14 protein-coding genes and 1 pseudogene are annotated in these 13339 nt (G+C 70.2%); 7 read left to right on the top strand and 8 right to left on the bottom strand.

What is annotated here, in order from left to right; all coding sequences use genetic code 11:
• Positions 1–76: 76 nt before the first annotated feature.
• The 6 genes from trmB to AB0M82_RS39865 form a co-directional block, all read right to left on the bottom strand.
• Entirely contained in the window at positions 77–787 is a 711-nt protein-coding gene (gene trmB / locus AB0M82_RS39890) for a tRNA (guanosine(46)-N7)-methyltransferase TrmB (protein WP_364733791.1), read from the bottom strand.
• Positions 788–846: 59 nt separating this feature from the next.
• Positions 847–1398, bottom strand: coding sequence for a hypothetical protein (locus AB0M82_RS39885; protein WP_364733799.1), 552 nt, complete (start codon positions 1396–1398; stop codon positions 847–849).
• A gap of 176 nt (positions 1399–1574) precedes the next feature.
• Entirely contained in the window at positions 1575–2336 is a 762-nt protein-coding gene (locus AB0M82_RS39880) for a hypothetical protein (RefSeq protein ID WP_364733789.1), read from the bottom strand.
• Positions 2333–3310: an ATP-binding cassette domain-containing protein gene (locus AB0M82_RS39875; RefSeq protein WP_364733787.1), complete on the bottom strand. Its 978-nt coding sequence runs from the start codon at positions 3308–3310 to the stop codon at positions 2333–2335. Before AB0M82_RS39875 ends, AB0M82_RS39880 begins: the two co-directional genes overlap by 4 nt.
• Positions 3311–3407: 97 nt before the next feature.
• Positions 3408–4163, bottom strand: coding sequence for an ABC transporter permease (locus tag AB0M82_RS39870; protein ID WP_364733784.1), 756 nt, complete (start codon positions 4161–4163; stop codon positions 3408–3410).
• Positions 4164–4180: 17 nt separating this feature from the next.
• Complete coding sequence (locus AB0M82_RS39865; RefSeq protein WP_364733782.1) at positions 4181–5119, bottom strand: ABC transporter ATP-binding protein; 939 nt, start codon at positions 5117–5119, stop codon at positions 4181–4183.
• A 197-nt stretch (positions 5120–5316) separates the two neighbouring features.
• Between AB0M82_RS39865 and AB0M82_RS39860 the strand changes: the two genes are divergently transcribed.
• The 3 genes and pseudogenes from AB0M82_RS39860 to AB0M82_RS39850 all read left to right on the top strand — a co-directional run bounded on the left by AB0M82_RS39860 (position 5317) and on the right by AB0M82_RS39850 (position 7897).
• The gene (locus AB0M82_RS39860; protein ID WP_364733779.1) at positions 5317–5904 is read left to right on the top strand and encodes a TetR family transcriptional regulator; all 588 of its coding nucleotides are present in this window, start codon (positions 5317–5319) and stop codon (positions 5902–5904) included.
• A pseudogene (locus tag AB0M82_RS39855) lies at positions 5901–6841 on the top strand (SDR family NAD(P)-dependent oxidoreductase). The gene AB0M82_RS39860 and the pseudogene AB0M82_RS39855 overlap by 4 nt, the downstream one beginning before the upstream one ends.
• 168 nt (positions 6842–7009) lie before the next feature.
• A complete protein-coding gene (locus AB0M82_RS39850; RefSeq protein WP_364733776.1) occupies positions 7010–7897 on the top strand; it encodes a hypothetical protein in 888 nt (295 codons plus the stop codon).
• A 56-nt stretch (positions 7898–7953) separates the two neighbouring features.
• On the opposite strand, the gene AB0M82_RS39845 is transcribed toward AB0M82_RS39850, so the two are convergent.
• Both AB0M82_RS39845 and AB0M82_RS39840 read right to left on the bottom strand, forming a co-directional pair.
• On the bottom strand, positions 7954–8610 hold the full coding sequence (locus AB0M82_RS39845; protein WP_364733774.1) for a response regulator transcription factor: 657 nt from the start codon (positions 8608–8610) through the stop codon (positions 7954–7956).
• Entirely contained in the window at positions 8607–9764 is a 1158-nt protein-coding gene (locus tag AB0M82_RS39840; RefSeq protein WP_364733796.1) for a sensor histidine kinase, read from the bottom strand. Before AB0M82_RS39840 ends, AB0M82_RS39845 begins: the two co-directional genes overlap by 4 nt.
• Before the next feature lie 208 nt (positions 9765–9972).
• Between AB0M82_RS39840 and AB0M82_RS39835 the strand changes: the two genes are divergently transcribed.
• Genes AB0M82_RS39835 through AB0M82_RS39820 form a run of 4 tightly spaced genes read left to right on the top strand, consistent with a single transcriptional unit; the run spans position 9973 to position 13336 of the window.
• Positions 9973–11496, top strand: coding sequence for a dynamin family protein (locus AB0M82_RS39835; RefSeq protein ID WP_364733794.1), 1524 nt, complete (start codon positions 9973–9975; stop codon positions 11494–11496).
• A 58-nt stretch (positions 11497–11554) separates the two neighbouring features.
• Entirely contained in the window at positions 11555–12202 is a 648-nt protein-coding gene (locus AB0M82_RS39830) for a hypothetical protein (RefSeq protein WP_364733769.1), read from the top strand.
• 46 nt (positions 12203–12248) lie between these two features.
• Entirely contained in the window at positions 12249–12725 is a 477-nt protein-coding gene (locus AB0M82_RS39825; RefSeq protein WP_364733767.1) for a hypothetical protein, read from the top strand.
• On the top strand, positions 12722–13336 hold the full coding sequence (locus tag AB0M82_RS39820) for a TetR/AcrR family transcriptional regulator (protein WP_364733764.1): 615 nt from the start codon (positions 12722–12724) through the stop codon (positions 13334–13336). Before AB0M82_RS39825 ends, AB0M82_RS39820 begins: the two co-directional genes overlap by 4 nt.
• The last annotated feature ends 3 nt before the right edge of the window (positions 13337–13339 follow it).

Below are 13339 nucleotides of genomic sequence, written 5' to 3'. Positions count from 1 at the left end.
GCTTGACACAGCGTCCAGCTTAGCCCACTCTTTAGTTCGACAGAACGAATTAGTTTCTAAGAACACTGTTTCTCACTCACGACCGCTTTTCGAAGATCAGGTCGTGCGAGACGCGGCCTTCGACGTCCGCGCGCTGCTCGAACTTGGTCACCGGCCGCCATTCCGGCCGCGGCGCCCAGCCGCCCGGCTCGTCGGCGTACCGATTCCGCAGCGTGGGTTCGCCCGAGCAGACGTCCAGCATCTGCTCGGCGTAGTTCTCCCAGTCGGTCGCCAGGTGGAAGGTGCCGCCCGGAGCGAGCCGCGACGCCACGAGCGCGGCGAACGACGGCTGCACGATCCGCCGCTTGTGGTGCTTCTTCTTCGGCCACGGATCGGGGAAGAACAGCCGCACGCCGTGCAGCGACCCCGGCTCGACGTGCTCGGTCAGCAGCACGACGGCGTCGCCGTGCAGCAGCCGCAGGTTCTCGACGCCGAGCTTTTCGGCGCGCAGCATCAACTGGCCGAGGCCCGGTTCGTAGACCTCGGCCGCGACGTAGTTCAGCTCCGGCGCCGCGGCGGCCAGCTGCGAAGTCGTCTCGCCCATGCCGGAGCCGATCTCGAGCAGCACCGGCGCCTCGCGGCCGAACCACGCGGCGAAGTCCAGCGGCCCCTCGGGCAGCTCACCGACCGCGCGGCCCAGCTTCGGCCAGTGCTCTTCCCACGCCCGCTGCTGCCCGACGGTCATCCGGCCACCGCGGTTGACGAAACTGACCACGCTGCGCAGCCGGGGCTGGTCCTGATTCTCCACTCTCGGAATGTAGCTGGGTGCGAAGCGCCTCCGTTGAGGGTGGTGGGGAGGAAGGCGGATCAGCGAACGGCTTCGAACACCCCGAGGCGAGACCGCAGACCGGCCAGCCCGGCGACCGCGATCGGGTCCGGCGTCCGCCCGGTGTGCGCGGGCAGGACGTCGATCCAGCCGAGGTGCCGGTCGGTGTTCATCACCGTCGTGGGAATCGCGTGGCCCGATTTCCCGCGTTCGGACGGCATGAACTCCCAGTAGCCGGATTCGCCGTCCGCGGCCCACGGGACGAATTCCCAGCCCGGGCGTCTGCCGAGCAGTTGCGCGATCCGATCCTCGACGCGGAAACCCTGTTCCCGCGAATCGAGCTTGCCGTCCGCCATCGCGCGCAACCACCACGGCGCAGGGATCGGTCCCGCCATCCCGGCCGAGGCGCGATACAGGGCCAGGACGGTGTCTTCGGGTGCGCGGTGCACCCACGCCCGCCGGAGTTCCGCGGGCGTCGACCCCGCCATGGCGGTCTGCGGGAGTTCGATCGCCCGCGACCATTCGAGATCCAACATGGGTTCGAGCCGGGGAGCGTCGTCTTCGACGCGGGCTCGGGGAATCGTGCTGCCCAATTCTTGACCGGTGTCCACCGCCAAGGATCACCTCCAGGGGAGCTCAGACGGGTCCGGTTCGCTCACTTACGAATATTGCCTGGTCATAAGAGTATGTCCGGTGCCTGTGAGAGAGGCCACAGCCACTTCATCGTCTCTTAACAGAGATTATTGAGGCAGCGAGACCCCGGTCACTCTCAGGCGTCACGCCGTGCCGTGACGAGGACGCCGGCCACGAACAGGGCAACGCTGATCGCCGCGAAGTAACCGAGGTAGCCCCACGGGCCGAGCGCGGCCGACGGCAGCTGCAGCGGCCCCGCGGAGAACCCGCCGGCCCCGACGAACTCGTCGGCGGCGTGGAACGGCATCCACGGGTAGATGTGCTTGCCTGCGCCGGGGATGAGGAAAACCAAGCCTTCGATCAGCTGTGTCCACACGAGGATCGCTGTCAGCGCGAAGGCGACGCTGCGCACCAGCAGCGCGACGCCGACCCCGGCCACCGCGGTGAGCAGGAAGACCAAGGCCTGCCCGAGCACCGAGCGCCAGTCCGCGGCTGTGTGCAGCGAGAGGTCGGCGTCCGGCCGCACCAGCGACGCCAGCCCCCACGAGCCGAAGCCGACGACCAGCCCGAGCACCGCCCCGACCGCGCTGACCACCACCGCCTTCGCCAGCAGCGCGGGCACCCGGCTGGGCACCGCCTGGAACGTCAGCCGCATCGTGCCCCAGTTGAACTCCGACGCCGTCGCGAGCACCGCCAGGACGAGCAGCACGGTCCGGCCGTTGCCGCTCGCGAGCTGGGTGTTGCCGACGGTCGCCGGGATGTCCGGCCCGGCCAGCGCGAAGAACAGCGCGGTGAAGCCGAGGGGAGCGATGAGCGCGATTCCCAGGCACCACCACGGCGCCCGGGTGCTGAAGAGCTTGATGCGCTCGGCGCGGAGCAGGTTTGCCGACGTCGTCACTTCGCGACCTCCGAAGACGACACAGGCGACACAGACGACACAGGCGACACAGATGCCACGGACACGGGGGATGCCATGGCCGCGGCGGGGAACTCGACGGCTTCGCGGGTGAGGTCGAGGTAGGCCTGCTCGAGCGAGCCGCTGATCGGGCTCAGCTCGTGCAGTGTCGCGCCGGCGTCGAAGGCGAGCTGCCCGATCCGGTCACTGTCCAATCCGGACACCACGAAGGCGCCGCCGTCTTCGGTGAACTCGGCCTGCCCGGTGAGCGCGGCGCGCAGCTCGGCCACGTGCGGCGTGCGCACGCGCACTCCGTGTTCGTTCGTGCGCGCCACGAACTCGTCCATGGTGCCCTGGTAGATCAGCCTGCCGCGGCCGATCACCACCAGGTCCTGCGCGGTCTGCGCCATCTCGGGCAGCAGGTGGCTGGACACGAACACGGTCCGGCCATCGGCGGCCAGCGAGTGCAGCAGCTGCCGGATCCAGACCATGCCCTCGGGGTCGAGGCCGTTCACCGGCTCGTCGAACAGCAGCACGCGCGGGTCGCCGAGCATCGCGGCGGCGATCCCGAGCCGCTGCTGCATGCCGAGCGAGTACTGCAGGACGCGGGTATCGCCGACGCTCGTCAGCCCGACCAGCGCGAGGACCTCTTCGACGCGCTTGTCCGGAATGCCGTTGGTCGCGGCCAGCCAGCGCAGGTGGGCGCGCCCGCTGCGGCCGGGGTGGCGCCAGGTGGCGTCCAGCATCGCGCCAACCGTCCTGAGTGGATCTTTCAGCCGCCGGTACGGGACGCCGTCGATGTGCACCGTGCCCGAGTCGGGCGTGTCGAGGCCGAGGATGAGCCGCATCGTCGTGGACTTGCCGGCGCCGTTCGGGCCGAGGAAGCCGGTGACGCGTCCCGACCGCGCGGTGAAGGTCAGCTCGTTGACCGCCGTGGTGACGCCGTACCTCTTGGTCAGTGTGCTCGCTTCGATCATGGGCTCCCCCGTCCGTCACCGGGAGCCTACTGCGAAACGGGAATCCGGGTCGCCCCCCGACAGCGCGACCCGGATTCCCGTTTTCCCCTGTTTCCCCTCAGGCGTCCCGCTTCTTCGCGACCCCGAGCGCGACGAGCAGGAACACGATGGCGATCCCGGCGAAGTAGGCCAACGCCCAGCCCGGGCTCAGCGGCGCGTCCGAGGGCGGCGGGCCGTCGCCGCCCCCGACGGCCGAGCCGCGCAGGAACTTGTTCGCCACGTTGAACGGCAGCCACTCGTGGATGGTGTGCCCGATCTTCGGGATCAGCTGCACCAGCTCTTCGACGGCCAAGTAGTAGATGAGCAGCAGCGCGATGGCGCCGGCGCTGTGCCGGATCAGGATGCCGAGCGCGACCGCCAGCACGGCGCTGATGGCGAACACCGGTCCCATCCCGGCGACGTTCAGCCAGTCCTGCGTGGTGTGCAGGCCGAGGCCGTCGTTCGGCCGCATGAGCATGCCGAGGCCCAGCGCGCCGAACGCGGCGATCTCGCCGATGACCAGTGCGGCGAGCGCGACGACGACCGCCTTGGCGACCAGCGCCGGCGAGCGGTGCGGCACGGCCTGGAACGTCGTGCGGATGGTGTTGAAGCGGTATTCGGTGGTCACCGCGAGCGCGGCGAGCACCATGACGACGGCGATGCCGAACTGGGAGCCGCCGAACTGGGTGGCGGACACGTTGATCGGCTGGTCGGCGGGCGACGCGCCGGCGATGATGGCGGCGAAGCCGATGGTCAGTGCCAGGGTGATGAGCGCGCACCACCACGGTGAGCGGGTGCTGAACAGCTTGATGCGTTCGACCGCGAGCAGGTTCATGATCTTGGTTTCCCCGTTTACTTGGCGGACTCGAGCACGTGCTGCGCCTCGGCGTCGAGGCCGGTGTGGTACTCGACGGAGTCGCCGGTGATCTGCATGAAGGCCTGCTCGAGCGACCCGGTCTGCGGGCTCAGCTCGTGCAGCACGATCCGGTTGGCGGCGGCGATCTCGCCGATCTTGTCGCTGTCCATTCCGGACACCACGAGCGCCTTGTCGTCCCCGGTGACCTCGGCGCTGGCGCGCTGCAGGGCGTCCCGCAGCTCGGCCAGCTGCGGAGAACGCACCTTCACCGTGTTTTCGGCTGCGCGGGAGACGAAGTCTTCGGTGGACGACTGCGAAATCAGCTGTCCCCGGCCGATCACCACGAGGTTGCTCGCGGTCAGCGCCATCTCCGAAAGCAGGTGCGAGGAGACGAAGACGGTGCGGCCTTCCTCGGCCAGCCGGTGCATGAACTTCCGGATCCAGAGGATGCCCTCGGGGTCGAGGCCGTTCACCGGCTCGTCGAACAGCAGCACCTCGGGGTCGCCGAGCAGGGCGGCCGCGATGCCGAGCCGCTGCGACATGCCGAGCGAGAACCCGCCGGCGCGCTTGCCGGCGACGCTGGTGAGGCCGACCGTCTCGAGGACCTCGTCGACGCGGGCGGCCGGAATGCGGTTGGACTTCGCCATCCACTGCAGGTGGGCGCGCGCCGAGCGGTTGGGGTGCACCCACTTCGCGTCGAGCAGCGCGCCGACGGTGCGCAGCGGCTCCTTGAGGTCGTGGTACTTCTTGCCCCCGATGGTGACCTGGCCGCCCGTCGGGTTGTCCAGGCCCAGGATCATGCGCATGGTGGTGGACTTGCCCGCCCCGTTCGGGCCGAGGAAGCCGGTGACCTGACCCGCGGCCACGGAGAACGACAGGTTGTTCACCGCCAGTGTTTTCCCGTACCGCTTGGTGAGGCCGGTTGCCTCGATCATGACTGCTCCTCTTCCGCCCCTCGCTTACGACGAGTTCATCGTCGCGGGTCGGGGATGGTTCGCGCGTCACCCTGGAGGTCGAACCGGTCCCCCTACCTGAGTAGTACCTTGCTGGTTCTTCGGCTGATGCGCGATCCGTGATGACCCTGAGTCGACCCTGATTCGCGGTCATTAGTGAACCGTGGTTCAATAACTGGGTGGCCCGGCCGAAGAGCATCACCGACGAGCGGTTGCTGGCCGCGGCGGAGACCGTGATCGGCCGCTGTGGCCCGGGTTTCACGCTGGCGCAGGTGGCCGCCGAGGCGAGCGTCTCGGTCGGCACGGTCGCGCAGCGGTTCGGCTCGAAAAGCGGCCTGTTGCAGGCGATGAGCCGGCGGGCCACGCGGCGGGCGGTCGAGCAGATGCGGGCGTGCGCGATGCGGGCGGACGACCCGGTCGACGGCCTGCGCGCCGCGGCGGTGTCGGTCTACGCGGGGCTCGGTGACGCCGAAGAGGCGGCGAACCACCTGGGCCAGCTCGGCGTGGACATCGGCGACCCGGTGCTGCGGTCGCTGCTGGGCGAGCACTTCACGGCGGTCGAGGAAGAACTGCGGCGGCTCGTGCGGGCGGCGGCTCCGGCGCTGCCGCACGCGCCGAGCGTGCCGCGGGCGGCCCGTGCGGTGCTCGGGGTCATCAACGGGGTGTCGATCGACTGGTCGATCCGGCCGCACGGGCGGCTGGCCGACCGGCTGGCGGAGGACGTCGACGCGGTGCTGGCCGCGTGGCGGGAACGGGAGGACGCATGAGTGAGTCTGCGAACGAATCATCAACACTGAGTTTGCGGGGCAAGGTCGCGGTGGTCACCGGGGCGACGAGGGGCTGCGGGCGGGCGATCGCGGTGGAACTGGGCCGCGCCGGCGCGACGGTGTACGTCACCGGCCGCACGACACGCGAAACGGTGTCGCCGATGAAGCGCCCGGAGACGATCGAGGAGACGGGCGAGCTGGTGGAGGCGGCGGGCGGCAAGGCCGTCGTCGTCCGCTGCGACTTCACCTCGGTGTCCGATGTGGACGCTCTCAAGGCGCGTATCGAGTCCGAAGTGGACGGAATCGACGTCCTGGTCGACGACGTCTGGGGCGGTGACATGTACTTCCACTTCGACGCGCCGTTCTGGGAGACGCCGCTGGAAGACGCGCTGAACCTGACGCACAACGCGCTCGACACGCACCTCATCGCCCTGCACCGGCTCCTGCCGCTGGTGGTGGCCCGGCGCGGCCTGGTCCTGGAGGTGACCGACGGCGACAACGACGACTACGTCGGCGCGGGCCTGCCGTACTACCTGGCCAAGTGCGGCATCCGCGCGCTCGGCCGCGCCCTCGGCGTCGAGCTGAAGAAGAACGACTGCGTCGGCCTGGCCGTGACGCCGGGCTTTCTGCGCTCGGAGTCGATGCTGGACCACTTCGAGGTCACCGAGGAGAACTGGCGCGACGCGGTCGGCAAGCTCGCCCCGGCCGACTTCAAGATCTCCGAGACGCCGTACCTGCTGGCCCGCGGCGTCGCGGCACTGGCCAAAGACCCCGAGGTCTCCCGCTTCGCCGGCCAGACCCTGGCGTCCTGGACCCTGATGAAGGAGTACGGCTACACCGACATCGACGGCGACCGCCGGACTTCGGCCGCTGGCTCACCGAAGTCCGCCACCAGGGCAAGAACCCGGCAACCACCCCACCCGACACCTTCCGCTGACCCAAACCCGCCACTTTCCCTATGAAAGTGGCGGCCCTGGGGCTCCACGACGGCACTTTCCCTAGGAAAGATGCGGGGTTGTGGAGGGATTTCGGGGGATGTGGACAAACAAGCCGTAGTTGATCTTCGACGGGGCTGGTTGTCGGTGGCGTGACGCAGGTTTGGAGGGTGTTCCGACTTCGTAACAGTGACCTGGTCGACTTCGCCGAGCCCTTCATCGGCAGCCACGCCGTGGCCGAAGAGGCGTTGACGTTGTGCGACTTGCGGTCCCCCTCGTTCACCCGCTTGTTCCGGAACGTCTACGTCGCTTCGACGACCGAAGTCACGCACGCGATGCGCTGCCGGGCCGCTGCTCTGCTCGCCCCGAGCAGCGCCGTCCTGACCGGGTGCTCGGCAGCGGCCGTCTGGGGTCTCGATCTGGTCGGTTCGCAGGACTTGGTCGAATTCGTCGTGCCCGAGCGCCTGAAGTTCAACCGGCAGGCCGGACTGCACATCCGCCGGACCAGCCGAGTGATCGACAGCGAGCCGTGGGGTGACATCCAGCTCGCCACGCCTCTGCGGCTCGCGTTGGACGTCGCCACGAACACCAAGCTTCATCGTTCGCTTCCCCGGACTGTCGGCTACCTCGACGCCTTCCTCGGCTGCGGGCTGGTGGACCTGGCCGAGCTTCGCCGCTATCTCGGACCGCGCCGTGAAAATGGAATGGTGCGAGCCAGGAAAGCGGTCGCGCTGGTGGACGCGCGCTCGGAGAGCGTGCCCGAGTCCGAGCTGCGCGTGTGGCTCACCGTCGCCGGGCTCAAGCCGGCGGTCCAAGTTGACGTCATAGCGGCGTCAGGTGGCTTCCTTGGCCGCCTTGACCTGGCGTTTCCTGCGCAGAAGCTGGCTGTCGAGTACGACGGCGAGTGGCATCTCGACGGTATCCAGCCGCGCCTCGACGCGCAGCGCCGTGCCGCGATCGAGGCCGAGGGATGGCGCTTCGTGATCGTTACCAAGGCTGACTTGTATGGCGATCCGAAGCGAGTGGTCGCGACCGTCCGGTCATCACTTTCCCTATGAAAGATGCGTCCGGAGGGGTTCGGCGCGCATCTTTCATAGGGAAAGTGCAGCTTCCGTCAGGCGAGGCCGGGGCGGGCGAGGCCGGTTTCGTAGGCCAGCACCACCGCCTGGACCCGGTCCCGCAGCTCCAGCTTCGCCAGGATCCGCCCGACGTGCGTCTTCACCGTCGCCTCGGAGAGGAACAGCGAGTCCGCGATCTCCAGGTTCGACATGCCCTTGGCGATCAGGACGAGCACCTCGCGCTCGCGGTCGGTCAGCACGTCCAGCTCGGCGGTGTCCCGCATCGGCGAGCCGCCGGTGCCGACGAAGCGGTCGAGCAGCCGCCGGGTCACCGACGGCGAGACCACCGCGTCACCCGAGGCGACCGCCCGCAGCGCCGACACCAGGTGGTCGGGCTGGGTGTCCTTGAGCAGGAACCCGCTCGCGCCGCCCTGGAGCGCCGAATAGACGTACTCGTCCAGGTCGAACGTCGTCATCACCAGCACGCGCGCGGTGCCGGCGGCGACGATCCGCTTCGTCGCTTCGACGCCGTCGAGCACCGGCATCCGGACGTCCATGAGCACGACGTCGGGGCGCAGTTCGTCGGCCATCCGGATGGCCTGCTCGCCGTCGCCCGCCTCGCCGACGACGTCGATGTCGGCCTGCGCGCCCAGCACCATCCGGAACCCGACGCGCATCAGTTCCTGGTCGTCGACGACCACCACACGGATCACGGAGCCAACCTAACCGGCAGGGCCGCGCGGACCTGCCAGCCACCACCCGCGGCCGGGCCCACTTCCAGCGTCCCGCCGTACACGTGCGCGCGCTCGCGCATGCCGATCAGGCCGTTGCCGCCCGGGAGCCGCGGGTCGCGCCGCCCGGCCGGGACCAGCTGCGGGACGCGGCCCGCGCCGTCGTCGGACACCAGGACTTCCACCAGGTCGCCGGTGCGGCGCACCCGCACCGCCGCGGTCGCGCCGCGGCCGGCGTGCTTGAGCGTGTTGGTCAGCGACTCCTGCACGATCCGGTACACCCCCAGCGAGACGCCGGCGGGCAGGTCGCCGAGCTCGTCGATCTCCAGCTCCACCGGAACTCCCGACGCGCGCATCCGCTCGGCCAGGTCGGCGAGGGCGTGCGCGTCGGGCTGCGGCACGCGGGGTTCGCCGTCGCCGTCGTCGCTGCGGAGCACGTCGAGGAGGCGCCGCAGCTCGCCGAGAGCGCCTCGGCCGGTCTCGGAAATCGTTTGCAGGGCCCGCTGAGCGAGCTCGGGGTCGCTCTGGATCGCGTACGACGCGCCGTCGGCCTGCACCACCATCACGCTCACCGCGTGGGCGACGACGTCGTGCAGCTCGCGCGCGATCCGCCCGCGCTCCTCCGCGACCGCGATCCGGGTGGCCTGGTCCCGTTCGGTCTCGAGCAGGTGCAACCTGGCCTCCACTTCCACGTCGTAGGCGCGCCGCGCCCCGACGAACTCGCCGAGCGTCCAGCACAGGGCGATGCCGAACGCGAGGAACAGGCTCGTGATCACGAGCTCGTCCGTCTGGTCCAGCGCCAGCTGCAGGGCCGAGGCGACCACGACCGCGCCGACGAACACCAGCCCCTGCCGCCGCCCGACGTAGACGACGACCGAGTAGATGCTCATCGCCAGCCCGGCGACGCTGCCGATGCCGAGCAGCAGCGTCGCGTGCACGGTGCTGATCACCAGCACGACGTACGCCGACCACAGCGGCGACCTCCGCCGGAACACCAGCGGCGCGACCATCGCGATGTTCACCGGCACGGCGACGTACCAGGGCGGCAGCTCCGGGATCTCGGTCAGGCCGTCCGCGGCGAACAGCAGCAGGTCGACCAGGCCGAGCAGGACGGCCAGCACCGAGTCGCCCGCCATGGGGTGGGCACGCATCCAGAGACTCAGCCGTCGCACCACACAACACTAGGTCGCGTCGTGAAGACCGCGCGTCGGTCGGCGGTACGACCTTCGGTGCGACCTACGGATGAGGGACATGGCACGATTCACCAGGGTTTGTCCGTACGACCGGGGAGGACTGGGGGCCGTGACGTCACCGGAGCAGGGCCGGCTCGCCGGCCCGCTGTCGATGTCGGTGGCCAACCTGTGTCACCGCCTGCAGCCGCAGGTCTCGGCGCGCACCGCGGCCGGGTTCGCGGAGGTGCTGCGCCGGCTCGGCGCGCCGCTGCAGGTCGCCGTCGCCGGCCGGATCAAGTCGGGCAAGTCCACGCTGGTCAACGCGCTGATCGGGCGCCGGGTCGCGCCGACCGACATCGGCGAGTGCACGCGGCTGGTGACCCGGTTCCAGTACGGCACGGTGGACCGCGTCGAGATCGTCTTCACCGACGGCCGCAAGCAGGTGCTCCCCTTCGCCGCCGACGGGATGATCCCGGCGGAGCTGGGCGTCGACATCGAGCAGGTGTCGCACATCGAGGCGTACCTGACCAACGCCGTGCTGCAGGGCATGACGGTGATCGACACCCCGGGTCTCGGCTCGCTCGACGCCGCTTCGGTGTCCCGCACCGAGCAGCTCCTCGGCGCGGCGAAACACCGCAAGGAAGAAGACGACGAAGAGGGCTCGGACGAGCTCGACGACACCTCGCGCAGCGCCGTCGCCGGCGCGGAAGCCGTGCTCTACGTCGTCACCCAGGGCGTCCGCGCCGACGACCAGCAGGCCCTCGCCGCGTTCACCGCGGCCACCGCCAGCCGGGAGGCGGGCCCGGTCAACGCGATCGCCGTGCTCAACAAGGCCGACACCATCGCGCCCGAGTCCGTCGAGGGTGCGGGCAGCGACGTCTGGAAGGCCGCGACCCTGCTCGCCGAGAAGCAGGCTTCGACGTTGAAGCCGCGCGTCGCCGACGTGCTGCCGGTGATCGGGCTGATCGCCGAGTCCGCGGAGTCCGGCGGGTTCACCTCCGCGGACGCCGAGGCGCTGCGGCAGCTCGCCGACCTCGACGACGACGTCCTGCAGACCATGCTGATCTCGGCCGACATCTTCACCAGCTGGGAGTGCGACGTCCCGGCCGGCACCCGGCTGCGGCTGCTGGAGAAGCTCGACCTCTTCGGCGTCTCGCACGCCGTCGAGGCCATCCGCAAGGAACCGGAGATCACGGCGGGTGCGCTGCGGCGTTCGCTGCTCGACGCTTCCGGCCTCGAAGCGGTGCGACAGCGGCTGTCGGTGGTGTTCGCCGCCCGCGCCGACGGCATCAAGGCTGCCGCCGCTCTCGCCTCGGTCACCGCGCTCGCGCACGCGTCGGCCGACCCGGCCGAGCGCCAGCGCGTGCACGACGCCATCGAGGTGCTGCTCGCCAAGCCCGAGGCCCACCAGCTGCGGCTGCTCGAAGCGCTGACGCTGGTCGCGTCCGGCGCGGTCGACATGCCGGAGGACCTGTCGGAGGAGGTGCTGCGGGTGGGCAGCAACGCCGACATCGGCGCCCAGCTCGGCAAGCCCGGCGCTCCGAGGCGGGAACTGGCCGCGCACGCGCTCGAACGCGCGGGTTGGTGGCGTTCGTTCGCGTCCTTCGGCGCGACGCCCGCGCAGAGCCGCGTCGCGCACGTCGTGCACCGGGCGTACTTCTTGATCTGGCAACAGGTCCGCGAACCGCAAAGCTGAGTTGTTTCTGCTTGCCGAGTTTGGCTTGACGTGCTGGTCCGCCGCGTACTGTGGAATCGTGCGCCTAGAAAACACGACATCCTGGCGAGCGGGCTGGAGCAGCGAGACGGAGATCGACGTCGCGCTGTACATCCGTGACGCCCTCGCCTTGTCCGTTTCCGAAGGACAGGTGCTGCCGCCGGTGGAGCCGCGGGTTCCGGTGCACATCCCGCCCGAGATCGACCGGGCGGCCGTCCAGACGCAGTGGGCCGACTGGTGGACCGACCTGCTGGCCTACCTCCGCAACCGCGAGGACCCGGACCCGCGCAGCCCGCGCTCCCGCTACGGCAGGCCCGCGCTCTCCCAGGGCTCGGCGATGCGGCAGGCGGTCGAGTTCTTCACGACGGCCGCGGCCAGTCACTTCGCCAACGCCCGCGGTCCCGCCCTGCGCGGCGCCGGCGAGCCGGCGGACAGCACCCCGTGGGCGCCCGGCTTCTACCGGCGCCAGATCGTGGCGGGCGAACGGCTCGGGCAGCTGGTGCGCGAGGCCGAGGTGCGGCAGGGGCGGCGCGCGTACCCGTTCCGGCTGAACGTCATCGAGATCTCGGTCGCCGGTTCGATCTGGTTGCGCACGGCCGACGACCAGCTGCTCGTTTCGTCCCGGCTCGCCGAGGACGGTCCCGGCCTGGAGGCGGTGCTTCGCGCGGTGATCGACGAGCTGGTCTGAGACCCCGGCTTTCATAAACCGAGCGCGCGGTCTAATAATGGTCGTCATGGAGACGACCGTCGACGAGCCGTCGTGGCTGCGCACCGGGTCCTGGATCGGCTGTCCGCTGCTCGGCGCCGGGCTCGGCGTGGGCGTGTGGGCCATCGCCGCGTGGGTCAGCGACCTGCCCGCCTTCCCGTTCCAGGGTGTGTTCAAGGTGCTCACGAAGCTGCCGCAGCCGTGGGCGACGTTGGCCGCGGTCGCCGGCGGGCTGGTGCTGGGCCTGGTGTTCGCCGCGATCTGGGCCCACGAGCGCCTGGTCGTCACGGTCACGCCGACCCGCGTCACGCTGGTCCGCGGCGACAAGACCCGCCGCATCGAGGCCGACCTCGAGGCCGTCTACCTCGACGGCAAGGAGCTCGTCCTGCGCACCACCGACGGCCGCGAGATCGCCAGGGAGAAGACCGATCTCCGCGGCCACGAGCTGGCGCCGGCCTTCACCGAACACGGCTACCCGTGGCAGGACGAGCCGGTCGAGCGATGAGGACGGTCGACCCGGCGAAGCACGCGGCCAAGCGCCGCGCGATCGTCGACGCCGCTGCCGGGTGTTTCGCGGAAAAGGGCCTCGAGCGGACGACGACCGCGGACATCTGCCGGGCCGCGGGCATCAGCTCCGGCAGCCTCTTCCACTACTTCCCCAGCAAGCGCGCGGTGTTCACGGCGATCTTCGAAGAAGACGCCGTGGAGACCGCCGCCCGGCTGGCCGCGGCGGCGGAAGCGGACGACCCGTGGGCCGCGCTGCTCGACGTCGTCACCGAGCTGGCCGGCCAGCTCGCGCACCCCGCCGTCGCCAGGCTGGTCCTGGAGGCCGCCGCACAGGCGGCCCGCGACGACGAGTTCGCGCACCTGATCCACCGCAACGACGGTGCCCTGCGCGACGGCTTGGCCGTGCTGGTCGAGCAGGCTGCCGACGCCGGGCTGATCGACCCCGGCATCCCTTCGCGAGCGGCCGCCGGCTGGGTCGCCGGGCTGCTCGACGCGATCATTTCGCGGGCCAGTCTCGACCCGGACCTCGATCGGGCCGCCGAACTGGCGATTCTCCGGACGATCCTGGTCCGGTTCCTTCGTCCCGTTTCGTCCCCGGACGGCGGCTGAATC

It is taken from the genome of Amycolatopsis sp. NPDC051128 (assembly GCF_040682715.1).
GTDB lineage: Bacteria > Actinomycetota > Actinomycetes > Mycobacteriales > Pseudonocardiaceae > Amycolatopsis.
Note: the sequence above shows the minus strand (reverse complement) of the source record. Positions and strands in the feature narration are given on the sequence as shown.